Genomic DNA, 22,564 nt, shown 5'->3' with positions numbered 1-22,564 from the left:
CACCCCGGAACCGACACATCCCCGCAGCAGGAACCTCAACCCAGGCTGGACCCTAATTCAGCAGGCTCCTAATCCGAGAGAACGCCACAACCCTTGCTCCCTGAGGTGCGAGGAGCGGTGGCAGACGGGCTGTCGCCAGGTTGCAGAGGGGCGTAACTCAGTAGGACGCGGTCCCACCGTCGACGCTGAGGATGGCACCGGTGATGACGAACGAGGCCAGCGGCGAGGCGAGGAACGCGATCACCTCGGCGACCTCGTCGGCCGTGCCCCAGCGTTGCAGGGGAACCATCCGACGCAGGGACTCGTAGCGTTCGGGGGTGTTGACCGCGATGCGTCGTGTCATTCCGGTCTCGATGGGGCCGGGGCAGACTGAGTTGACCCGGATGCCGTCGACGGCGAGGTCGAGGGCCAGTGACCGGGCGAGGTTGACCGCGCCGGCCTTCGCCGCGGCGTACGGCCAGCGGTTGGGTTCGCCGCCCAGGGCCGTCGCCGACGCCGTCACCACCACCGCACCGCCCCCGGATCGCCGGAAGGCGGGGATCGCCTCGCGCACACCGAGAACCACCGACCGGAGGTTGACGTCGAGGGATCGGTCGAGGACGTCGAGGTCCAGGGTTTCGATGGACCCGGAGGCGGGGACCCCGGCATTGAGGATCAACGCGTCGAGCCGGCCGAAGCGCTGTTCCGCCGTCTCGACCGCGTGCCGGTTGTCGTCGGCCGACGTCACATCCCCCACGAGCGGGACGACCCGCGGCCGGTCCGCGAGCTCGTCGAGAACCGCAGGCGAGTTGTCGACCGCGACAACCGAACTCCCGCGACCGACCAAGAGCTCGGTCACCGCCCGGCCGATGCCCGAGCCGGCACCGGTCACGATGGCGACGGTGCCGGACACGGTCTCGGTCATTCGGAGTCCATCTCGATGATCGCCCGGCCGACGATCTCGCCGCGGGCGAGGGCCTGGTAGGCCTCGTCGACCTCGTCGAGGCGGTAGCGGCGGGTGATCACACGTTCCGGCTCCACGATCCCGCCGGCGACCATGCGCAGCAGCGCCGGCATGTCACGTCGTGCCTTCGCGCCATAGGAACCGCGGATCTGCAGGCTGCGGCGCACGAGACGGGCCAGATCGAGCTCACCGGGCGTGCCGGCCGGCGCGATCCCGACGACCACGGCGCGGCCCCCGTCGTCGAGGATGTCCAGCGCGGTCGCGAATGTGCTCGGATGCCCGAGGGCCTCGAAGGCGACGTCGACGCCGTGGCCGTCGGTCAGTGCCCGTACCTCGGCGACGACGTCGGTGTCGCGCGAGTTCACGGTGTGGGTCGCACCGAGCTCGGCCACCGCCTTGAGCTTGTCGTCGTTGACGTCGATCGCGATGATCTGGGCGACTCCGGCCGCCGCCGCGAACTGGACTATCGACGATCCCACGCCGCCGGCCGCCACGACGGCGATGCGGTCGGCCAGCCGCAGCTCGGCGTTGGTCACGGCGCCGAGCGCGGTGAACGAACTGCAGCCGAGGATGGAGACCTCACCTAGTCCGACCCCGTCGGGGACGACGAAGGCGTCCGACGCGGGGACGACGCAGTACTCGGCGAGTCCGCCCATCGAGGACATCGCCAGCGGGGTGCCGTCGGCGCGAGCCAGCCGGGTCTCGCCGTCGTAGAGCGTGCCCTTGAGACGGTTGTGGGCGAAGAACTTCTCGCACAGGTCGTCCAGTCCGCGCGCGCAGTGGCGACACTCGCCGCACGGCATGATGAAGCTGCACACGACCCGATCGCCCACTGCGAGGGTGTCGACGCCGTCGCCGAGTTCCTCGACCACGCCGGAGACCTCGTGGCCGAGGACCGCGGGAGCGGGGAAGTTCACCTCGGACTTCAGTACGTGCAGGTCGGTGTGACAGACCCCGCACGCGGTGACCTTGAGCAGGATCTCGCCACGACGGGGCGTCGGCCGCGGGATCTCCTCGACGGCGAGTGTCGGTGTACTGCCCTCCCAGACAGCAGCTTTCATGATGCGTTCTCCTTCTGGGGCCGGGCGGCGCCCGACGAGTCGGGCACCGCGGAGCTGTCGTCGCGCACGAGCTGGATCAGCGGCGCCAGCCGCTCGGGCATGGTGGCCCAGTCCTCCGACGACCGGATGTCGTCGGAGAAATTGCATTCGACGATGAAGTGTTCCGCACCGACCGCCTTCGCGGTGGCGATATCGGCGGCCACACCGTCGATGCCCTGTCCGCCGGATCCCACCGGGTCGGTGGGGCGCTGGAGGTAGGACCGCAGGAACAGCCGGACCGGCGCCCGTCCGGCGGGACGCCGCTCCGCCATGCCGTCGAGCTGGGCTTGCAGGGCCTCGGCCGTGCCGCTGCTGGGATTCCAGATGTCGAACAATGCCGCGGTGCGGGCGAGACCGCGTTCCGACCGCAGCCCGGACAGCAGCGGCGGATGTGGTGTCTGGACCGGTTTCGGCCGCGCGGCCGAGGTCGGGATGGTGAAGAACTCCCCGTCGAACTCGACGGGATCCGGTCCCCAGCACGCCTGGACGGCGCGGACGAGTTCGTCCATCCGGCGCCCGCGCGTCCGGGGGTCGACGTCCATGAGTCGATGTTCTTCGTCGGACCAGCCGACGCCCAGCCCGGCGACGAGACGTCCGCCGGAGAGCACGTCGAGAGTGGCCAGACGCTGTGCGAGCTCGACCGGACGGTGGTACCCGGCAACCAGGATGCTGCTCCCGATCAGCGCCCGCCGGGTGCACGACGCGACGAATGCCATGAGCTCGGTGGCCCCGAGCACCGAACGGTAGGCGGGGTGCACCGCCGTGGTGTGCCGGCCGCCGTAGACCGACGCGTTCTGCTCGGAGTAGAAGAGGTGTTCCTGCGCCCACAGTCCGGTGAATCCGAGTTCCTCGGCGGCGACCGCGAAGTCGCGGACCGCCGCGGCATCGACGTGCTCGCCGAGCTGAGGAAGGGCGAGCCCGATCGTCGTGCCGCGGGCCCCGTCAGTCGTTGCCATCAGAGAATCGTCACCGACCCGGTGTTGCCGTCGACCTCGATCATCGCGCCGTCCGGGATGCGGGCCGTCGCGTCCTGAACCGAAACGGCGCACGGTATGCCAAGCTCACGACACACGATGGACGAGTGGGTGATCGTTGCGCCGACATTCACGACGACACCGCCCGCGAAGACGAACAACGGCGTCCAGGCGGGATCGGTCTGCGGCGCGACGAGGATGTCGCCTTCCTCCAGCTGCTCGGCCTCGTACGGGTCGTGCAGGATTCGCGCACGTCCCCGGGCGACACCCGGGGCACCGCCGACTCCGGAGAGGACATCACCGGGCACCGCGGGGTCCACCCGCTGCCCGGTGCGCCGGGGCCACTGCGAGAGGGGGAGCGGTTCGAACAGGAAGAACGGCGGTTGCAGATCGAAGAGGGCGAGATACTGCTCGCGTCGCTCCTTGATGGTGTCCGCGAACGACTCGGGTTCGGCGACAAAGCGATCGAGCTCGTCGTCGACGAGCATCGTGATGTCGTGGTGGTCGTCCATGATCCCGCGTCCGACCATCCGGTGTCCGAGTTCGTAGAGGGCGGCCCGCATCTCACCCATGATCTTCACGCACGCGGTCTTCGTGCGCTCCCGCCACGGCATGAACTTGGTGATCGACTTCGCCGCGTTGCGGAACGCGGTGGCCGACTCCGCGTCGGGCATCTTGGCGGCGAGTTCCTCGGTGAGGGCGAGTCGCTTGTCCTGATTGCGGCGCAGGATCGCTTCGGGATCGGCCTCCGGCGGGCTGTTGCGCATCCCGTTGATGGCCATCAGCGCCAGCACGGGTTTGGTCTCCCAGCTGTCAGATCGACGATCAGGCCTCGTGGTTGTCCGTGCAGCGCGTTCGTCACCTCCTCGGACAGTTGTGGTGCGGTGAGAACGTCGATGCTGCCTTGGACGGTCAGGATCACCAGTTCTTCGTGCTGCGCGGAGACGATGGTCATCAATGCCCGGCCGGCGGTGTCTCCGCTGTCGTCAACGAACACGGCATCGGGGTTGTCTGGCTGCACGGTGACTCTCACTTTCACGGAAGGGGGTCACACGACTTGCTGAGTGACCCGGTCCCGACCGACTACATGATCACGGCTATCTAAACGCCATCCAAACCTAGTCCGCCGCCACCGACGGCGCGCGAAGGGTGAAGTGACCTTATGTCACACATCGTTCGCGTACCTGAATCACCCTAGGTTCTGTGCCGCCTCCAATGTGGGCTGGTCCTCGGGGCCGAGGCCAGCGTAGTGGAGCGTTTCGAACTCGGTCGGGGGGATCTGGCCGATACTCGAGTGCAACCTGCTGTTGTTGTACCAGTCGACCCAACCAGCGGTCGCGAACTCGACGTCGGAGATCGTCCGGTACGGGCCGGAGTGGAAGATCGTGGTCCGGATGCACTCGGTCTTGTACAAGCCGTTCACCGACTCGGCCAGCGCGTTGTCGTAGGCGTCCCCGACCGATCCGATCGACGCGGCGATGTCTTCGAGTCGCAGACGCTCAGTCAGGGTAACTGATGTGTACTGGGCGGGTTCAATCGGTCCATGCAACACCGGGTTGTTGTAGTGAGTGTAACTGTCCTTCAAAGACTTCGGCGGGGGTCTTCCAGCCGAGGGCCTTTCGGGGACGGTTGTTGAGGGTGTATGCGATGGCCTCGAGGTCGTTTGCAGACCACCGTGACAGGTCAGTTCCCTTCGGAAAATATTGGCGCAGCAGCCCATTAGTGTTCTCGTTGGACGGTCGCTGCCACGGTGAATGCGGATCGGCGAAGAACACCTGCGTTCCGGTATCCATCGCGAACTGGGCATGAGCGGACAGTTCCTTACCGCGATCCCACGTTAACGTCTTGCGCAACTGCTGCGGCAGCGCCGCTATCGACGCCGTCAGTGCCGCGTTCATCGCGATGGCGCCGTAGCCACCGAGTGCCGGCCCGTTCTTCACCCGCGGTTGCTCACCCCACCCTTGCAAGCGTGGGAGATGGACTAGAATCGTTGCGCGACTGCGCCGTTCGACAACAGTGCCGATAGCCGACCGACCCACACCGATGATGAGATCACCCTCCCAGTGGCCGGGGACAGCACGGTCGTGGGCCTCAGGCGGGCGCTGGCTGAGGACGACATCGGAGGTGACGTGACCCTGCGGCTTGTTGCGTGAGCGAGCACGGGGCTCCCGCAATGCCCGCCCGGTCCGCAGGCACGCCACCAACTCGCGTTTGAGCGCGCCACGGCCCTCGATGAACAGGGATTGATAGATTGCCTCATGACTGATGCGCATGGATTCATCATCGGGGAAATCGACCCGCAGGCGCTGGGAGATCTGCTCCGGACTCCATGCCAGAGACCACCGCCGGTCGGCCCGGTGCGGCTTGTTGAGCCCCTTCCACGGCGGCGGCGTGGGGCCGGCGACGATCGTGCCGTCGGGGCTACGGACAGTGCCCGCCAACCGCTCCTGCACGTACTCCCGCAACTCGACGTTGGCCACGAGTTTCGCTGTTTTCGGGCGCTTGGCGGCCTGCTCAGCTTTCCACTGCGCCACCGAGGCTCGATACTCACGTTTCCCACTCCTGGTAGCGGAGTTGCGGCGCAACTCACGCGAAATCGTTGCCGGACTGCGTCCGATCTGCCGAGCAATCTCTCTCACACCACACTGTTGGGCGCGGAGCAGCGCGATCTCTTCCCGTTCAGCGAACGACAGGTAACGACCCGCCGGCTCGTCCAGACTCAGTGGCGTCATTCCGCCAGCGTGGCGGAACCACCGCGACCCCACCGGCACCGACACGCCGACCGCCACCGACGCCTCCGCCGTGCTCATCCCCGTCGCGATCAACCCCCAAAACTGACGTTGCACCGCCCGCGACGGCTCGGGCCGGCCCGGCGAACGCATCGCCGGCCGCAACGCACGATCAGCTCGCCCCTGCCGACGAACCCCCGTGGGCGCATCGCTGGTCTTCTTGCTCCAGTCTGCTGTAGCCAAAGCCAACACCTCCACGATCAAGGTGTTGCGACGACCAGTTGAATTCACCCTGACTGCCGGAATCCGAATGATGAATCAGCTCAGCAGCTTTCACCGGATGCCCTTCCCGATTGCGCTGCCACAGCGCCATCCGAAGCGGGACCGTGACCAACTCCACCGTCTTCGAAGTCGACGCATGCCACGCCACGATTCGACGGGAGAACACGTCGATGATGAACACCACGTACACCCACCCAGCCCAGGTCCGGCAGTAGGTGAAATCGGTCACCCAGACCCGGTTCGGTTCGGCAGCACTGAACTGTCGGTTCAGCAAATCCTCCGCGCGCACACCGTCAGCGGAGCGGACGGTCGTGCGGACCCCTTTGGACCTTCGAATCCCATTGTGGCCTAGCATTTTCATTGCTCGATCAACAGCACCATACGACACCCCCGGCAGCATTGTGCGGTGCAGATGGGCGCGCATCTTCACCCGCCCGTAGAGGCCCTCCGGAGTCATCTTCCGCCGGCCGTCGTCACCGGTACGCCAGACCACGGTGCGCACCGCATCGACGACGTGAGCGTCGGAGACCGTACGAGCAGCAGGCATTCGTGTTCGCCATGCCCGGTAGGTTCGTGCGGCAACCATGCAGCCCTGCTCACGCAGGACCCGGCAGATCGACTCGACCGCAAAACCGTTGCTGCGCATCTGATCTATGAACGCCACGATCATCGGTTGCGGGGGTCGAGTTCCCCCGCGAAGAAAGTCGTCGCCGCCTTCAGAATGGCAACGTCCTCTCGCAACTGCTTGTTCTCCGCCTTGAGACGCTTGATCTCGGCGGACTGAATCACCCTAGGTTCTGTGCCGCCTCCAATGTGGGCTGGTCCTCGGGGCCGAGGCCAGCGTAGTGAAGCGTTTCGAGCTCGGTCGGGGGGATCTGGCCGATACTGGAGTGCAGCCTGCTGTTGTTGTACCAGTCGACCCAACCAGCGGTCGCGAACTCGACGTCGGAGACTGTCTTGTACGGACCGGAGTGGAAGATCGTGGTCCGGATGCACTCGGTCTTGTACAAGCCGTTCACCGACTCGGCCAGCGCGTTGTCGTAGGCGTCCCCGACCGTTCCGATCGACGCGGCGATGTCTTCGAGTCGCAGACGTTCAGTCAGTGTAACCGATGTGTACTGACTTCCGGCATCTGAATGGTGAATCAGCTCAGCAGCTTTCACCGGATGCCCTTCCCGCTTGCGCTGCCACAGCGCCATCCGAAGCGGGACCGTCACCAGCTCGACTGTCTTCGATGTCGATGCGTGCCACGCCACGATTCGACGGGAGAACACGTCGATGATGAACACCACGTACACCCACCCGGCCCATGTCCGGCAGTAGGTGAAATCGGTCACCCAGACCCGGTTGGGTTCGGCGGCACTGAACTGTCGGTTCAGCAAATCCTCCGCGCGTACACCGTCAGCGGAGCGGACGGTCGTGCGGACCCCTTTGGATCTTCGAATTCCGTTGTGGCCTAGCATTTTCATTGCTCGATCAACAGCGCCGTAGGACACCCCAGGCAGTGTTGTGCGGTGCAGATGGGCGCGCATCTTCACCCGCCCGTAGAGACCCTCGATGGTCATCTTCCGTCGGCCGTCGTCATCGGTGCGCCAGACGACATTGCGCACCGCATCGACGACGTGAGCGTCGGAGACGGTACGAGCAGCAGGCATTCGTGTTCGCCATGCCCGGTAGGTTCGTGCGGCAACCATGCAGCCCTGCTCACGCAGGACCCGGCAGATCGACTCGACCGCAAAACCGTTGCTGCGCATCTGATCTATGAACGCCACGATCATCGGTTGCGGGGGTCGAGTTCCCCCGCGAAGAAAGTTGTCGCCGCCTTCAGAATGGCAACGTCTTCTCGCAACTGCTTGTTCTCCGCCTTGAGACGCTTGATCTCGGCGGACTCCTTCGAGGTGGTCCCGGAGCGGGCGCCGGCATCGACCTGTGCCTGCACTGCCCACCGGCGTACCGTCTCCCCGCCGACACCGACCTGCTTAGCGATCGCTTCGGCAGCGGCAGTCAACGACGTGTACTCCCCGCCGTGGGCCTCCAGCAACCGCAGAGCCCTCGAACGGACCTCTGGATCGATCTTTTTAGGCATGAGCTCATCCTTCCTGACTCAGAAGGAAGCGGCATCAAACCAGGGGTGATTCACGGCGCACCGCGGGAGAGCACTACACCACCGAAGCCAACATCCTCAAAACCATTGGGCCCCTGTTCCTTGACACCTACCGGGCCCGCGCTGATCGCCTGATCGCGAACAAGTCCACCAGCGCCGCCCAACTCGCCGCCTTCCAGGACGAACTGGCATCGAACATCTACATCGATCCCGCCTGCGGCTCCGGCAACTTCCTCAACGTCGCCTACGCCAAGCTGCGCGAAATCGAAACCGACATCATCGTCGAACGTCGCCGTCGACTTGGCGAGACCGGAATGTCGCTCGATGCCACCCTCGAACAGAAGCTGACCATCGACCGCTTCTATGGATTCGAAATCAACTGGTGGCCAGCGAAAATCGCCGAGACCGCGATGTTCCTCGTCGACCACCAGGCCAACCGCAACCTCGCCGAAGCGATCGGGCAAGCCCCTGAACGCCTTCCCATAAGCATCACCGCCCATATCACCCACGCAGACGCCCTCGACCTCGACTGGAAAGCGCAACTACCGGCCGTAGCGGGTCAGACGTTCGTCTTCGGCAACCCACCGTTCCTCGGCCACGCTACCCGCACCGACGATCAAGCCGAACAGCTACGTCGCGCGTGGGGCACCCGCGACATCAGCCGGCTCGACTACGTGACAGCCTGGCATGCCAAGACCCTCGACCTCCTAGCGCAGCGACCTGGAGCGTTCGCGTTCGTCACCACCAACTCAATCGTGCAGGGCGACCAGGTACCACGGCTGTTCGGACCGATCACCGCCAACGGTTGGCGCATCGCATTCGCCCACCGCACATTCGCCTGGGACTCCCAAGCGCCCGGCAAAGCCGCCGTCCACTGCGTCATCGTCGGTTTCACCAAGGACCTGACAGTCAAACAGCGACTGTTCACCTATCCATCACCGAAAGCCGACCCAGAGCCGGTGCAGGTCACCACAGACATCAACGCCTACCTCGCCGACGCACCGGCGGCGCTGATCACCAAACGTAATAGACCACTCTCACCCGAAATCGTGCCCGCAGTCTTCGGCAACATGGCCCGCGACGAAGGAAACCTCATCGTCGAAAACGACGACTACCCCTCCGTCATCGCGGATCCAGTCGCCGCACAGTACGTGCGACCGTTCATCGGTTCGCGGGAGCTACTCCACAACCTGCCGCGCTGGTGCCTATGGCTCGTGGACATGGACCCCGCCGACATCAAACGCAGCCCCATCCTGAAAGAACGCCTGGAAAAGGTCGCGCTCATGCGATCCAGAAGCAAAGCTGCCAGCACGCGCGCCATGGCGTCGACCCCCCACCTGTTCGGCCAACGCTCCCACCGCGACGTACCTCACCTGTGCCTGCCGAAAGTGTGCAGCGAGACACGCCCGTACTACATCGCCGCGGCGATCGGCCCGACCACCATCGCCAGCGATCTCACATTCACCATCGAAGACACCGACGGCCTACAATTCGCTCTCGTATCGTCAGCGATGTTCATCGCCTGGCAGAAAGCCATCGGCGGTCGCCTGGAATCACGAGTGCGATTCGCAAACACGCTGACATGGAACACCTTTCCCGTCCCGGCACTGACATCAGCGACTCGCGCAAAGATTATAGCCGCCGGGCGCGGAGTTCTCGCCGCCCGCGCACTACACCCCAGCCGCAGCCTCGCCGAGGCATACAACCCCCTCGCCATGGACCCAGAACTCCTCAAGGCACACCACCGGCTCGACAAAGAAGTCGACACGGCCCTCGGTGCGAGCCGGCGACTCAACAACGAGCGGCAGCGGCTGGAACTCCTCTTCGAGCTCTACCGAAACCTCGCCGCCGACGCCTAACCGGGCCTCTCGCTCGGAACGCCACGGTCGTCGACGACAGCGACCCATGGTCATCCCTCCCCGCGACTGCGAGAGTGTGCCGCCGCCTGGAATCCGTACGCGCCGTCACGCGGCGAGCAGCGAAGACCGGAGAGTCCCGTCAATCCGCCAGATGCGCCTCATCCTGGGCCGCCTCACGCAGATCGGCAGCGGTTTCGATCCCGGCCTCGTGGAGCACGCGGGCCGCATCTTGGATCGCCTGGGATTTGAGAACTCCGCTGCGGGTGGAGGTGCGGTTGTTGTTGCCGATCTTCTGTGCCCACCCGTGCGGGCCGTCCAGCTCGTCGAAGGTGGCCAGCAACTCGGGGACGCCGTCGCGGTTCGGGTCGCCGCATTGCTCGCGGCGATACGACCGGTAGCGGGCCACCACGTTCTCGACGCTGGAGTAGGTGACGCCTGTCGATTGAAGGGAATCGATGAGACAGAGCGCGAGGCCATCACGGTAGCCCGGGGGCGCCTGGGAATCGCGAAACTGTTCGCAGGCGGCGACGAGGACGCGTAGCTGTTCGGCGGTGTAGCCCATGGCAGCGACCGTACCGGCTGTATCTCGCGTGACGGTCGATCGTGTGCGAACATCGAGAAGCTCGGTGTGATCTTGCGGCTCGGTCGGCACCGCGAACTATCAGGCTTGGCGGTTAGCCCAGTAGGGAAGTTGCCGATTACCAGTTGTTGGTGGGGTCGGGCCAGCGGATGGTGGCGGGATCGACGATGTAGTGCTTGCGGTCCACGCCGATGATCAGGTGCCGGGTGCCTGATTCCCAGGCGCCGTCGACATGGTGGGGATGGTAGCGCCCGACCACGAGGCGTCCGGGTTGTTGGCGTGGCGAAGGGGGAAAGTCTTGCGGGGGGAAGTCGCCCAGCCGAGCTCGGACCCGGTCTCCACCCCCGGCGTCAGTGGCGCGGGGGTAGCGGTCGTCGTCGTCTGACCACTCGTATCCACATGCAGCGCATCGTAGTTCGAGGATTGTTCCAGTGACGTCGCAACCGGCGAGGACCACACACGGTCCGGGCGGGCCGGGGGGCATGCCCCACATCACTTCCAGGGTGTGCATCGCTGAACACGCAGGGCACGGTGGTCGTTGCTCGAAGACGAGATCGGCGAGGGTGTCGGGGAGCGGTTTGTGCAGACGGCCGTGGCAGTCGGCGCAGACGGCAAAGGCCGAGCTGTCGGTGAACGCGGGGTCGTCACCGCTACCGTAGTGGGTCTCGGCCACCCGTTCCGGAGTGAATTCCTCACCGCATCCCGCACATGTGTGCGGTCCGAACGGGGGAGCGGGCGGCGGATCATCACTGTGCCCCAGCCGGCACCACGAGTCGTCGACGTCGCGCCACGGCGTGGGGTCAGACGCCTCGGCCTCGAGCGCAGTCAGGAAACGCTGCGCAAGCGGCTCGGCGAGTGTCGCCGGCGCCATCGGCAAGTAGTCGTCTACCCGTCGTTCGATCGCTTTCAGGGACAGTCCGGCACTGTAGGGTCCCCACTCTGTCTTGGGGCTGGCGCTGATGCCCTCGCCCTCCGAGCCGCTGGACAGCGTCTCCACCTGGATGATCGAGGGGCTGGGCGCATCGGCTACATAGACCATGATGTCGCCGGCGGCAAACGTCGACGGAGTCTGCCACGTCAGATCGTCGACGTCGGGGTCATCGTCATCGCCGGGGAAAAACCAGTCGACGGCCTGTTGCCAGGGACGTACCAGACACAGGTGAACGGTAGGCGTTGTAGAACTCATTGCACCGATTCTGCCGATGGAATTGATCCCAGTCAGCGAATTTCCTTTCGCCGATCGGGGCGGACCCGGACTTCATGGACGTTCTTCGCGCCGTTGCCGGGCGGCAACCGGCGGGCGCCGCGGCGCCCGCCGGGACAGGCTCAGCTCGACGAACCTTCCTGCTCCTCGCGCACCAGCTTCACGATCTCCGGAAGAACCTCGAACCCGAGGGCTCGCTGGTAGCCCCTGACCTCGTCGTCATACACCGCCGACACCGGATAGTGGGGGCTCGTCAGATCATGCTCGTCCTCCAGCCAGTCCGCGGCGACCACAAACGGCGCGGTCCAGTTGTTGAGCCGTCGAGAGTCGTCGTAGTCACCGAGCCGGTACACCGACGCCCTCGACACGAACCCGCCCTGCTTGATCGCCAGATCGAACGCCGCGAGCTGGACGTCCTTGCCGCGATCCTCGAGATGTTCACGCAGCAACTTCACATGCTCGAGAGTCCACCCGGTCGATGTGGCGTCTCGCCACGAATCGTCATCGATCTCGCGTTCGTCGAGCTCCACCTCCCGCAGCGACGCCACGAACCGCAGGATCTCGGCGACCTGCTCCGGGGTCAGATCACCCACATCAAGCGTTAGAGTGTCATACATCGAGAAAACCTCACTTCTCGTAGAGGCCCCTCCAGGAGCACCCAGCTTGCCGGCACGATGCTCCAGGAGGGGCTACTTCCACCGCTCGGTCAAGCGGTTACTCACAGATTACATCCTGGCAATTCCTCATGTCACCCCGCTGACGCACCGCATAAGTCATATAACAACCCCGTTCCGCGTATCTTCCTGTGCCACAGAGGGTTACCGAGGCGAATGCGGAACTAGCTGCTGGTACTGAATTCGCTTGCTCGACGACAGAGGCGGACACGGTGCCACGGGCGGCCCGCACTGAAGCCAGCTGACCGAGCACCAGGTTCAAACGATGTGACCAGCAACAAGCAATCCGTACGACGTTGTTCGACGAATCAACGGAGATGGGGATGGCGGCCGGATGCCGGGGAGGACGTCGCGGGCGCCATCCCTGTCCAGCGCCAGGACAGGCAGTTTGGCTCGCGCACGATCCGATGCCGATGCCGCCCAGGTGGCGGTCAGGTCGCAACTGTGACTGACTGCTCCGACGTGGCAGGAACGTAGGTTCCCTCCTGGTCGATCGTGAGGTCGGTGGGAGCGACCGAGAGTGACGATTCGCAGACCTTCGTAGATGGTGCCGAACTCACGGACCGAGAGGGAGCGGAAGTCCACAGGTCTTTGGGTGCCGTCACCGCCGAAGTCGACCAGCAACGATCGCAGAGCAGGAGCGATCTCGGCATCGGTAATACGCATGGCTGCGATCGCGGCACCGGCAGGATGGGTGCTTGCGTTCTTGGAGAACAACCCGCCGTTGTACGCAGGAACTCCCCAGTTCTTCTTGCCGACGTCGAACTACCAACAGCACGGGTGCGACTTTGTTGGCCCGGGTCTTTTACAAGCGCCGCATCTCGTCGCTCCTGGGGGCCGCTTCGGCTTCCGCGACCACGATCTCTATCGGGTTCTGACCGTTTCCGAAGTGGATGAACCGGGTCGCCAGACTCTCTGGGTCGCCGCTCGGCTTCGACCAGGGGATGACATTGGCGCTCTCCGCCTCGGCGAGGAAATCCTCCGCGGTGATCGAGCTCGCGGGATGGCCGGAAGGGTTGTTCGCAGTGCGCACGCGTCAACTCTATGGGCGCATATGGTGGAACCGTCACCAGCCTCGCCGAAGCGGTGTAGCGATCCTGTGACATCGAAGGCGTTCACAGCGATGAAGATCGTGATGCCCAATGGCTCGGGCAGAATCCGGTCAGGTTCGGCCGTCAGAAACGGAGTTGATGTGAAGGCGAGCGTATCGACGCCGAAGGAGCTGTTCGACACAGCAGTGCAGTACGAGATTCCGGTCTATCAGCGACCGTATGTATGGTCCGAAGAAGATCAATGGTCTCCCCTCTGGCGTGATGTCCAGCGTATTGCCGAGCAGGTTCTCACCACCGAGCAATCTGGGGACGCCTCCGACACCGAGGGGGTGCACTTCCTCGGCGCCATCGTGTTCAAGGCCAAACCGCCGATCACTAAGGATGTAACCCGCCATGAGGTGATCGACGGCCAACAACGCACGACCACCCTGCAAGTGATTCTCAATGCAGCCCAGAAAGTACTGACGGAACTGGACTTCGAGGATCACGGTGAAGCGCTCGAAGAGCTGACCCTCAACTCCGCCAAACGGTTCCGAGGAACGCCAGCCCAGTTCAAGCTGTGGCCCTCGCGCATGGATCGGGATGCCTTTGCTGCGGTGATGAGCGAGGAGGCCTCGCTGGCCGGGTTTGCCGACCACCGCATCGCCGAGGCCAGTCGCTTCTTCCAAAACGAGATTCTCAGCTGGCTGACGGGAGAAGCAGAGGACGCAGACCTTTCGTTCACCGCCGCACAACGAGCCGAAGCATTGACAGAGGTCCTGCAATCACGACTGTGCGTGGTCGCCATCAACCTGGCAGGTCACGACGACCACCAATTGATCTTCGAAACCCTCAACGATCGTGGCGCCCCATTGCTTAAGGCCGACCTGATCAAGAATTGGGTTTTCCAGCAAGGCGAGAAGGTTGGGGCTGACATCGATACCTGGCCGGATCGGTACTGGAGCGAGTTCGACGATGACTGGTGGCGGGAAGAATCCGCACAAGGACGGCACATGCGTTCGCGCATCGACACGTTCTTGCAGTACTGGTTGACCATGCGGACCCGCGACGAGGTTCTCACCGACGACGTGTTCCGCAAGTTCACCACCTACGCCGCGAACCGTATGACCAGCGTCGATGAAGCGGAAGCGTTTCTCGATGCCTTCCTGCGCGACGCCGACAAGTTCCGGGCGATGGCTGAGAACCCGGACGAGACCGAGGTCGGCCGCTTCTATCAAAGCGTGGTCCAAGAGTTTCAGCTCGCTGCCACGATGCCTCTGCTGATGTGGATCGTTTCTGACAATCACAACGTGCCTGAGAGTCAGGTCCGACAAGCCCTGGCGGCGCTCGAAAGCTGGGTGATTCGGCGAACCCTCCTCGGTCGCACCATGAAGGACGTCAACAAAATGATGGTGTCGATCCTGGGAATGCTCGATGAACACGACACCGATGCCATCGGTGCGATCGTCGCCGGCTTCCTTGCTGCCCAGACCTCCGAAGCGCGGCTCTGGCCTACCGACCTGGACGTGACCACGGAGATCCCGCGACTGCGCATGTACGGCAATGTTCACCAACGACGCCTACGCGTGGTACTCGAGGGGATCGAACACCAGCTGCGCAACGAGTACAACGAAGAGGTCAAAATCGGGCACACATTGCAGGTGGAGCACGTGATGCCGCAGAAGTGGCGTACGCACTGGGACACCGGTCTCGACGACGCAGAAGCTACGAGACGCGATCGTTTGGTCAATACCCTGGGGAATCTGACGTTGGTGACCCAGAAGCTCAACGGTTCGCTGTCACATCGACCCTGGACCGACGGGGAGGCAGCCGTGGCAGCACCTGGCGGTAAAGAGGCCGGGCGTGGCAAGCGAGCATTACTCAGCAAGTTCAGCGTGTTGCGAGTGAATAAGCAGATTATCGACGAGCATCCGAAGCAGTGGACCGACGAAGATATTCGGAACCGTTCGGTGGAACTGGCGAAACGGCTCTGCCAAATATGGGAGGGCCCAGAAAACGTCAGTCGACTCGCTTAACGATGGAACGTGGGGTGCAATGGTGAGCGCAGACCCGCCCCGGCCGGGGCGGGAGTTCGCCACGGCGAACTTCTACGACTCCGAGTCGGCGCTCGTCGCCGTCGCCGTCGCCGTCGCCAGAGCTCTAACCGTGTGCGGTCGCGTAGCGGTGCAGGTGTGCGATCCCGGCAGCGGTCGTCGCCAGCGACCAAGCCGAGAGTCCCGAACACTCGGCATCCAACTGGCAGGTCCCCGATAGCCGGTCCAGGCAGTTCTAGAGCCAGTTTCTTCTAGCTGTCGGTCAGTCGATCTCGCAGCCCACAGGGTGGTGCTGGTGGGTGCATCGGGCAGCGTACTCGGCCGGGGTCTGGTAGCCCAGCGCCGAGTGGCGGTGCCGGTGGTTGTGGTCGTCTTTGAAATCGTCGATCACCACGCGAGCTTCGAGCAGGGTGGGCCAGCAGTTGCGGTTCAGGCACTCGTCGCGAAGCCGGTTGTTGAACGATTCGATGAACCCGTTGTTCCACGAAGTGCCGGGCGGAATATAGGAGATGCCTACCGACCCTGCACAGAACGCCTGGAGCGCCTCTGAGATGAACTCAGGGCCGTTGTCCATGCGTAGCACCATGGGTGGGCCACCCCAGATCGCGAAGGTCTTCTCCAATTCCTCGACCAACCGGTCGGCGGTGATCGAGCGATCGGATGTCCCACTCGTTCGGTGCGCGCGAGCCGTAGCGGTAGAGGAAGTCGTCGAACTCCTCTCGGAACCTCGCGGCGTCGGCGGAGTCACTCGCGGTGATCGTGTCGAGGGCGGTCGCGAGTCCGTTGTCGAAGATCCCGGTCAGCTCGGAGGAACCGGCGACGAGGCGCCCGAGCTTCCACATCGCATACGACGGCGCGGCCGAGTCGACGCCGCCCAGTCCGCTGAGCAGATCGCCGAGTTTGTCTGCCTCACCGATGCTTTCGAGGAGCTGGCCGGCGACGGCCGGGCCCATCGTCGACAGCGTCGTGGTGACCGGGTGATAGGCGTAGCAGTAGATGAGGTCGGGGAGCAGCGAGCGAGCGTGCTCGACGAGTTCGGTATCGCTCATCGCGGCGAGATCGGGACGCTGGTCGCGTGCTCGGTCGGCGCGCCGCTTGGCCTCCTCGGCTTCCGGGAACTCATCGGTCGTGAGAGCCCAGGCGGTCTTCTCGGCGAGACCGGCGGTCAGTTCGGCGTTCTCGTCGCCCGGCTTGGGTACGTACTCGGGGATGTCGGGGTGGTCGCCCACCCACAGGCTGTTCCACACCGGCACGGTCAGCCCCGGGAGCCGGGCGCCGTTGAGCTCGGTCATCGAGAAGTTCGTGTAGTGGTAGCCGCCGAAGTTGCCGATGATCTCGGGCATCACCTCGTCGATCTCCTCGGCAAGGTGAGTGCCGAGGTTGTCGACGTAGCCCTGGCGCCAGCCGATGTTGAGGCCCTTGTTCCAGACCATCGTGACGTTCAGCGGACTCGACGGGTCGGGCAGCACTTCGCCGGCGTTGGCGCGTGTGTACACCGGGTATCGGCTGCTGAACTCCCAGTCGGTGATCCAGCGATCGATGTCGACCGCCCCCGCGGACTGCTCGTCACTCATGTGTTCCTCCTCATCGAGGTGACAGGCTGTATGTCAAGTCACACTATAGAAACCTGCGACAGATGGAAACATGTACAGAGATATTGCTCAGCAGTTTGAGGGTAAAGACTCCGCCAGTTGCGGCGCTAAGTAACTTTACTTCGAATAGAGTAACCTGACGTCAGGCCCAGAGATGTGGGTCACATCCTTCCCGCGCCGCCCGCTTCTCGCGTGGCTACTTCCGGCGCATCCGGTGACGAAAGGAAACCCATGTTCGAGAAGGTGCTGGTCGCGAACAGAGGCGAGATCGCGGTACGGGCTTTTCGTGCCGCGGTCGAGCTCGGCGCGAGCACGGTGGCCGTCTACCCCCACGAGGACCGCAACTCCGTTCATCGGGCCAAGGCGTTCGAAGCCTACGAGATCGGCGAACGCGGGCATCCGGTCCGCGCGTACCTCTCGGTCGACGAGATGGTCCGCGTCGCGGCGACGTCCGGAGCCGATGCGGTGTACCCCGGGTACGGCTTCCTCTCCGAGAACGCTGAGCTGGCCCGGGCGTGTGCGACCCGGCAGATCACCTTCATCGGCCCGTCCGCCGAGGTGCTCGAACTCGCCGGCGACAAGTCCCGGGCCGTGGCGGCCGCCGCCGAGGCCGGTCTCCCGGTGCTGACCTCGTCGACCCCGTCGAGTGATGTCGACGAGCTCGTGGCCGCGGCTGATGCGGTCGGTTTCCCCTTGTTCGTCAAGGCGGTCGCCGGTGGTGGCGGGCGCGGCATGCGTCGCGTCGATGAGCCGTCGCGGCTTCGCGGGGCGATCGAGGCGGCCTCGCGCGAGGCCACGACGGCCTTCGGCGACGGCACGGTCTTCCTGGAGCGGGCGGTGGTCGACGCCCGGCACATCGAGGTGCAGATCCTCGGGGACGCCACCGGCGAGGTCATCCATCTCTACGAACGCGACTGTTCGCTCCAGCGTCGGCACCAGAAGGTCGTCGAGGTGGCCCCCGCACCCGCGCTCGACCCGGCTGTCCGTGATCGGATCTGTTCGGATGCAGTGGCTTTCGCCAGGCACATCGGGTACACCTGCGCCGGGACCGTCGAGTTCCTGCTCGGTTCCGACGGTCGGCACGTGTTCATCGAGATGAACCCGCGCATCCAGGTGGAACACACGATCACCGAGGAGATCACCGACGTCGACCTCGTCGCCACCCAGATGCAGATCGCATCCGGTGCGACGCTGCGGGAGCTGGGACTGACCCAGGATTCGATCGAGATCCGCGGCGCGGCAGTGCAATGCCGCATCACGACCGAGGACGTGACCGACGGCTTCCGGCCCGACACCGGGCGGATCACCGCCTACCGCACGCCCGGTGGCTCGGGTGTCCGTCTGGACGGGAGCGTCGGACTGGGGTCCGAGATCGGCTCCCACTTCGACTCGATGCTCGTGAAGCTGACCTGTCGCGGCCGGGACCTGGAGACCGCGCGGGCGCGCGCACGTCGTGCGATCGCCGAGTTCCGGGTCCGGGGCGTCGCCACCAACATCCCGTTCCTGCAAGCGGTTCTGGCCGACGACGACTTCGGCGCGTGGCGGGTCACCACCTCGTTCATCGAATCCCGACCGGACCTGCTCGAGCAGCACGCCTCCGCCGACCGCGGTACCCGGATTCTGCGGTATCTCGCCGACGTCACCGTGAACCGACCGCACGGCGAGCGGCCGTCCGCGGTGTACCCGGTCGACAAACTGCCGGCGATCGACCTCACGTCCCCACCGCCGCCGGGGTCCCGCGATCGACTCCGGGAGCTGGGGCCGGACGGTTTCGCCGCCGAGCTCCGTGCGTCGACGGCACTCGCGCTGACCGACACCACCTTCCGCGACGCGCATCAGTCGCTGCTCGCCACCCGCGTGCGCAGCCGCGACCTGGTGACCGTCGCACCGCACGTCGCGCGGATGACCCCACAGCTGTGGTCGGTCGAGGCGTGGGGTGGGGCGACCTACGACGTCGCACTGCGATTCCTCAAGGAGGATCCCTGGGAACGCCTGGCGGCCCTGCGCACGGCGATGCCCAACGTCTGCCTGCAGATGCTGTTGCGCGGCAAGAACACCGTCGGGTACACGCCGTACCCGGTGGAGGTGAACGACGCATTCGTCCGCGAGGCGGCGGCCACGGGCGTCGACGTGTTCCGGATCTTCGACGCGTTGAACAACATCGACGCGATGCGGCCGGCCATCGACGCGGTGCGGGAGACGGGGACCGCGGTGGCGGAGGTGGCCATGTCCTACACCGGCGACCTCTCTGATCCCGGCGAGACCCTGTACACCCTGGACTACTACCTGAAGCTGGCCGAACGGATCGTCGACGCGGGCGCACACGTCCTGGCGATCAAGGACATGGCGGGCCTGTTGCGCCCGGCCGCGGCGTCGACCCTGGTGCGCGCCTTGCGGTCGCGGTTCGACCTGCCCGTCCATCTGCACAGCCACGACACCGCCGGCGGGCAGCTGGCGACCTACCTCGCCGCCTGGGAGGCCGGGGTGGACGCGGTGGATGGGGCGAGCGCACCGCTGGCCGGCACGACGAGTCAGCCACCGTTGTCGGCGATCGTCGCCGCGACGGCGAACACCGACCGCGACACCGGGATCGACCTCGCGGCCTGCTGCGCTCTCGAGCCATATTGGGAGGCGGTCCGGGCGGCGTACGCGCCGTTCGACACGGGCTTGCCGGCACCCACCGGCCGGGTCTATGCCCACGAGATCCCCGGCGGCCAGCTGTCCAACCTGCGGCAGCAGGCCCTGGCATTGGGGCTGGCGGACCGGTTCGAGGACATCGAGGCGGCCTACGCGGGCGCCGACACCGTGCTCGGGCGACTGATCAAGGTGACACCGTCGTCGAAGGTCGTCGGCGATCTCGCGCTGGCACTCGTCGGCGCCGGCGCGAGCGCCGCCGAGTTCGCGGACGATCCGACGGCCTACGACATCCCGGACTCGGTGGTGGATTTCCTGAGGGGCGATCTGGGCGAGCCCGCGGGCGGGTGGCCGGAGCCGCTCCGCACGCGCGCCCTCGAGGGCCGCACCGACCCTCGCCCGGTGACCGCCCTGACCGAGAGCGACCTCGCGGCGCTCGCCGGTACGTCGGCGGAGCGTTGTGATGCGCTCAACCGGTTGCTGTTCCCCGGACCGAATCGTGAGTTCCGCGAGCACCGCGAGACCTATGGCGACACGTCTCGGCTGTCCACCAACCAGTTCTTCTACGGCCTGCGCCAGGACGAGGAACATCGCGTGGAGCTGGAGAAGGGCGTCGAACTGCTCATCGGGCTCGAGGCGATCTCCGACCCGGACGAGTCCGGGATGCGCAACGTGCTCTGCATCCTCAACGGGCAACTGCGGCCGGTTCGGGTGCGCGACCGCTCGGTCGAGTCGACGACACGCACCGCGGAGAAGGCCGACCCCGCCCTCCCGGGGCAACTCGCCGCACCCTTCGCCGGTGTGGTGACGCTGTCGGTGAAGGAGGGCGACGAACTCCGCCGGGGTGAACCGATCGGCACGATCGAGGCGATGAAGATGGAGGCCTCGATCTCCGCGCCGGTCACCGGGATCGTGCAGCGTGTCGCGGTGTCGGGATCGACCGAGGTCGACGGCGGGGATCTCCTGCTGACCATCGCGACGGACTGACGCGGTGCGTCGGGTCCGCGTCCCGATGGCGCGGACCCGACGTCGTCACTTGCGTGCGAGGTCGGCGACCTGGGCCTCCACCGCGGTCTTGGAGTCGGGGTGTTCGGACAGCCGCACGGTGAAGGACTGCTCGAGCTCGTAACCGCGACGGATGTCGAGATCTTCGCAGCCGTTCAGGGATTGTTTGGCGAGCACGATGGCGTGCCTGCTCTTCTCCGCGATGGAGCGCGCGCGGGCGGTCGCGATCTCCAGGAGATCGTCGTGGGCGACGACCTCGAGCGGTGCTCCCCACCGCTCCAGGGTCGACGCGTCGACCGGTTCGGCGGTGAGGAACATGCGGCGCATCGCCTGCTGGGGCAACATGCGGGCGGTGAAGCGACCACCGCCGAGGACCCCGACGTTCATCTCGGGCAGTCCGAAGGTGGCGCGTTCGGACGCGACCACGAGGTCGGAGAGCGCGACGAGTCCGAACCCGCTTCCCAGGGCCGGGCCGTTCACCGCGGACACCACGGGGAGGTGACACTCGCGCACGCTGAACAGCGCCCGCCGGGCCCGCCGCATCGCGATGTCGCCGCTGACAGTGGACATCGTCCGGAACTCGTTGATGTCGTTGCCCGCGCTGAAGATGCGGCCCTGACCGGTCAGCACGATCACGCGCACGTCCTGGTCGTCGGACAGCGCGTCGAACGTCGCCGCGATGTCCTCGTACATCTGCCCGTCGATGGCGTTGACCTTGCCCCGCGAGAGCTCGACGAGTGCGATACCGGGCTGGTGCACGGTGACGGAGAGGTTCCCGGAGGCCGGGGAGGTGGTCTGCATGGGTGCCTATCTGTCGTGGACTGCGCCGACGGGCGGTCGGGGCCCCGGCGCGAACGAACGGAACGGGACTCACGGTAATCGAGCGAGCAAAATATGTACACAGTTACGACGACGGGTCGTCTCGCCACCGCACCGATCGTTCGAGGGCGACCGCTGCCGCCCCGATCCGAACTAGAGAGCAGGTGCGGGCGGGTAAGGTGTCGGCACCGACCGATCAGCCGAGACACGGGAGCCGCATGACCGTCGCCGACGAGCCCGCCACCCGGCAGCCGCGCGGGCAGAAGATGTCCGCGCGGGTGGCCAACATGGTGGCCGATCAGATCCTCAGCGGTGGCATCGTCGAGGGTCAGCGCCTGCCGACCGAGAAGGAGATGGTCAGCGAGTTCGGCGTGGCACGCACGACGGTGCGTGAGGCACTGCGGCTCCTCGAGAGCCGAGACCTCGTGACGATCAAGGCGGGAATCGGCGGCGGGCCCATAGCCAAACGGCCCGAACTCGATTCGCTCGGCAACATCATGAAGCTGTTCCTCCAGATCAACGGCGCGAACATCAGTGATGTCATCGACGTCCGGTTGATGCTCGAACCGATGGTCGCGCGGGCCGCGGCGCAGAACGTCACCGACGAGCAGATCGAGTCGATGCAGCGGGCACTGGACCGGATGCGCGACCATCCCGAGGACCACGCCAACTTCCAGGAGAACAACGCCGCATTCCAGCGCGGGGTGTACGAGGCGGCGGGCAATCCCGCACTGCGGGTGGTCATGGAGACGCTGTGGCTGCTCGTTCGCGACGCCGAACCCGTCGAGCATCCCATCGCGACGCGGCTCGCGGCCTTCGAACTCCAGCAGGACATCCTCGACGCCATGCGCGCTCGCGATGTCGAGGCCACCGCGGCCGCGATGGACGTCTTCAACCAGGAGTCCGCCCGGTACTACCGCCGACGGCTCCGCGACATCATCTCCCAGCCGGTGCAGTGGCAGATCTGATCGTCGGCACAC

Annotated in this window: 18 protein-coding genes and 2 pseudogenes; 4 read left to right on the top strand and 16 right to left on the bottom strand. The window is 65.4% G+C overall.

Annotated features, from left to right (window positions below):
* Nucleotides 1–157: 157 nt before the first annotated feature.
* The 9 genes and pseudogenes from LEL84_RS13540 to LEL84_RS13500 all read right to left on the bottom strand — a co-directional run bounded on the left by LEL84_RS13540 (nt 158) and on the right by LEL84_RS13500 (nt 8,114).
* Entirely contained in the window at nt 158–904 is a 747-nt protein-coding gene (locus tag LEL84_RS13540) for an SDR family NAD(P)-dependent oxidoreductase (protein ID WP_226511892.1), read from the bottom strand.
* Nucleotides 901–2,004 carry a zinc-binding dehydrogenase gene (locus LEL84_RS13535; RefSeq protein ID WP_226511891.1) on the bottom strand — a complete coding sequence of 368 codons (1,104 nt, stop codon included), beginning with the start codon at nt 2,002–2,004 and terminating at the stop codon, nt 901–903. Before LEL84_RS13535 ends, LEL84_RS13540 begins: the two co-directional genes overlap by 4 nt.
* Nucleotides 2,001–2,999, bottom strand: a complete 999-nt coding sequence (locus tag LEL84_RS13530) for a TIGR03619 family F420-dependent LLM class oxidoreductase (protein ID WP_226511890.1) — start codon at nt 2,997–2,999, stop codon at nt 2,001–2,003. The genes LEL84_RS13535 and LEL84_RS13530 overlap by 4 nt, the downstream gene beginning before the upstream one ends.
* On the bottom strand, nt 2,999–3,811 hold the full coding sequence (locus LEL84_RS13525; protein ID WP_226511889.1) for a PEP-utilizing enzyme: 813 nt from the start codon (nt 3,809–3,811) through the stop codon (nt 2,999–3,001). The genes LEL84_RS13530 and LEL84_RS13525 overlap by 1 nt, the downstream gene beginning before the upstream one ends.
* Nucleotides 3,799–4,038: an STAS domain-containing protein gene (locus LEL84_RS13520; protein ID WP_226511888.1), complete on the bottom strand. Its 240-nt coding sequence runs from the start codon at nt 4,036–4,038 to the stop codon at nt 3,799–3,801. The genes LEL84_RS13525 and LEL84_RS13520 overlap by 13 nt, the downstream gene beginning before the upstream one ends.
* A 168-nt stretch (nt 4,039–4,206) precedes the next feature.
* Nucleotides 4,207–4,548: pseudogene (locus LEL84_RS13515) on the bottom strand (integrase core domain-containing protein); the annotation flags it as partial.
* Nucleotide 4,549: 1 nt separating this feature from the next.
* Complete coding sequence (locus LEL84_RS13510) at nt 4,550–5,749, bottom strand: IS30 family transposase (RefSeq protein ID WP_226514317.1); 1,200 nt, start codon at nt 5,747–5,749, stop codon at nt 4,550–4,552.
* A 286-nt stretch (nt 5,750–6,035) separates the two neighbouring features.
* Nucleotides 6,036–6,811, bottom strand: a pseudogene (locus LEL84_RS13505) (IS3 family transposase); the annotation flags it as partial.
* A 2-nt stretch (nt 6,812–6,813) separates the two neighbouring features.
* Nucleotides 6,814–8,114 (bottom strand): IS3 family transposase gene (locus tag LEL84_RS13500; protein ID WP_226511887.1). Its coding sequence is split into 2 segments (ribosomal slippage): nt 6,814–7,841 and nt 7,841–8,114, totalling 1,302 coding nucleotides; the frame shifts between segments, so codons are not numbered across the junction.
* Nucleotides 8,115–8,206: 92 nt separating this feature from the next.
* Between LEL84_RS13500 and LEL84_RS13490 the strand changes: the two genes are divergently transcribed.
* On the top strand, nt 8,207–9,991 hold the full coding sequence (locus LEL84_RS13490) for a DNA methyltransferase (RefSeq protein WP_319005277.1): 1,785 nt from the start codon (nt 8,207–8,209) through the stop codon (nt 9,989–9,991).
* A 139-nt stretch (nt 9,992–10,130) separates the two neighbouring features.
* Here the strand turns inward: LEL84_RS13490 and LEL84_RS13485 are convergent, their stop codons facing one another.
* The 4 genes from LEL84_RS13485 to LEL84_RS13470 form a co-directional block, all read right to left on the bottom strand.
* On the bottom strand, nt 10,131–10,553 hold the full coding sequence (locus tag LEL84_RS13485; protein ID WP_226511884.1) for a TfoX/Sxy family protein: 423 nt from the start codon (nt 10,551–10,553) through the stop codon (nt 10,131–10,133).
* A gap of 136 nt (nt 10,554–10,689) precedes the next feature.
* Complete coding sequence (locus tag LEL84_RS13480; protein WP_226511883.1) at nt 10,690–11,757, bottom strand: hypothetical protein; 1,068 nt, start codon at nt 11,755–11,757, stop codon at nt 10,690–10,692.
* 140 nt (nt 11,758–11,897) lie between these two features.
* The gene (locus tag LEL84_RS13475; protein ID WP_226511882.1) at nt 11,898–12,392 is read right to left on the bottom strand and encodes a hypothetical protein; all 495 of its coding nucleotides are present in this window, start codon (nt 12,390–12,392) and stop codon (nt 11,898–11,900) included.
* An 862-nt stretch (nt 12,393–13,254) separates the two neighbouring features.
* The gene (locus tag LEL84_RS13470) at nt 13,255–13,482 is read right to left on the bottom strand and encodes a hypothetical protein (protein ID WP_226511881.1); all 228 of its coding nucleotides are present in this window, start codon (nt 13,480–13,482) and stop codon (nt 13,255–13,257) included.
* A 90-nt stretch (nt 13,483–13,572) separates the two neighbouring features.
* On the opposite strand from LEL84_RS13470, the gene LEL84_RS13465 reads away from it, so the two are divergent.
* Entirely contained in the window at nt 13,573–15,516 is a 1,944-nt protein-coding gene (locus tag LEL84_RS13465; RefSeq protein ID WP_226511880.1) for a DUF262 domain-containing protein, read from the top strand.
* 280 nt (nt 15,517–15,796) lie between these two features.
* Here LEL84_RS13465 and LEL84_RS13460 read toward each other — a convergent pair whose 3' ends face one another.
* Both LEL84_RS13460 and LEL84_RS13455 read right to left on the bottom strand, forming a co-directional pair.
* The gene (locus tag LEL84_RS13460) at nt 15,797–16,108 is read right to left on the bottom strand and encodes an integrase core domain-containing protein (RefSeq protein ID WP_226511879.1); all 312 of its coding nucleotides are present in this window, start codon (nt 16,106–16,108) and stop codon (nt 15,797–15,799) included.
* On the bottom strand, nt 16,092–17,108 hold the full coding sequence (locus LEL84_RS13455) for a hypothetical protein (protein WP_226511878.1): 1,017 nt from the start codon (nt 17,106–17,108) through the stop codon (nt 16,092–16,094). The genes LEL84_RS13460 and LEL84_RS13455 overlap by 17 nt, the downstream gene beginning before the upstream one ends.
* A gap of 249 nt (nt 17,109–17,357) precedes the next feature.
* Here LEL84_RS13455 and LEL84_RS13450 point away from each other — a divergent pair, with 249 nt between their 5' ends.
* Nucleotides 17,358–20,747: a pyruvate carboxylase gene (locus LEL84_RS13450; RefSeq protein WP_226511877.1), complete on the top strand. Its 3,390-nt coding sequence runs from the start codon at nt 17,358–17,360 to the stop codon at nt 20,745–20,747.
* Between the two features lie 45 nt (nt 20,748–20,792).
* Here the strand turns inward: LEL84_RS13450 and LEL84_RS13445 are convergent, their stop codons facing one another.
* A complete protein-coding gene (locus tag LEL84_RS13445) occupies nt 20,793–21,566 on the bottom strand; it encodes an enoyl-CoA hydratase-related protein (protein WP_154885525.1) in 774 nt (257 codons plus the stop codon).
* Nucleotides 21,567–21,802: 236 nt separating this feature from the next.
* Between LEL84_RS13445 and LEL84_RS13440 the strand changes: the two genes are divergently transcribed.
* Nucleotides 21,803–22,552 (top strand): FadR/GntR family transcriptional regulator, encoded by a 750-nt coding sequence (locus tag LEL84_RS13440; protein WP_226511876.1) that lies wholly within the window; start codon nt 21,803–21,805, stop codon nt 22,550–22,552.
* The last annotated feature ends 12 nt before the right edge of the window (nt 22,553–22,564 follow it).

This window comes from Gordonia sp. WA4-43 (assembly GCF_020520305.1).
Classification (GTDB): domain Bacteria; phylum Actinomycetota; class Actinomycetes; order Mycobacteriales; family Mycobacteriaceae; genus Gordonia; species Gordonia hongkongensis.
The sequence above is the reverse complement of the archived record's forward strand: the minus strand, read 5'-3'. Positions and strand labels throughout refer to the sequence as shown.

What these genes read in the sequence shown, in the direction of transcription:
- LEL84_RS13540 (WP_226511892.1), bottom strand. Translation starts at nt 904, where the DNA reads ATGACCGAGACCGTGTCCGGCACCGTCGCCATCGTGACCGGTGCCGGC.
- LEL84_RS13535 (WP_226511891.1), bottom strand. Translation starts at nt 2,004, where the DNA reads ATGAAAGCTGCTGTCTGGGAGGGCAGTACACCGACACTCGCCGTCGAG.
- LEL84_RS13530 (WP_226511890.1), bottom strand. Translation starts at nt 2,999, where the DNA reads ATGGCAACGACTGACGGGGCCCGCGGCACGACGATCGGGCTCGCCCTT.
- LEL84_RS13510 (WP_226514317.1), bottom strand. Translation starts at nt 5,749, where the DNA reads ATGACGCCACTGAGTCTGGACGAGCCGGCGGGTCGTTACCTGTCGTTC.
- LEL84_RS13485 (WP_226511884.1), bottom strand. Translation starts at nt 10,553, where the DNA reads ATGGGCTACACCGCCGAACAGCTACGCGTCCTCGTCGCCGCCTGCGAA.
- LEL84_RS13480 (WP_226511883.1), bottom strand. Translation starts at nt 11,757, where the DNA reads ATGAGTTCTACAACGCCTACCGTTCACCTGTGTCTGGTACGTCCCTGG.
- LEL84_RS13475 (WP_226511882.1), bottom strand. Translation starts at nt 12,392, where the DNA reads ATGTATGACACTCTAACGCTTGATGTGGGTGATCTGACCCCGGAGCAG.
- LEL84_RS13465 (WP_226511880.1), top strand. Translation starts at nt 13,573, where the DNA reads ATGAAGATCGTGATGCCCAATGGCTCGGGCAGAATCCGGTCAGGTTCG.
- LEL84_RS13460 (WP_226511879.1), bottom strand. Translation starts at nt 16,108, where the DNA reads ATGGACAACGGCCCTGAGTTCATCTCAGAGGCGCTCCAGGCGTTCTGT.
- LEL84_RS13455 (WP_226511878.1), bottom strand. Translation starts at nt 17,108, where the DNA reads ATGAGTGACGAGCAGTCCGCGGGGGCGGTCGACATCGATCGCTGGATC.
- LEL84_RS13450 (WP_226511877.1), top strand. Translation starts at nt 17,358, where the DNA reads ATGTTCGAGAAGGTGCTGGTCGCGAACAGAGGCGAGATCGCGGTACGG.
- LEL84_RS13445 (WP_154885525.1), bottom strand. Translation starts at nt 21,566, where the DNA reads ATGCAGACCACCTCCCCGGCCTCCGGGAACCTCTCCGTCACCGTGCAC.
- LEL84_RS13440 (WP_226511876.1), top strand. Translation starts at nt 21,803, where the DNA reads ATGACCGTCGCCGACGAGCCCGCCACCCGGCAGCCGCGCGGGCAGAAG.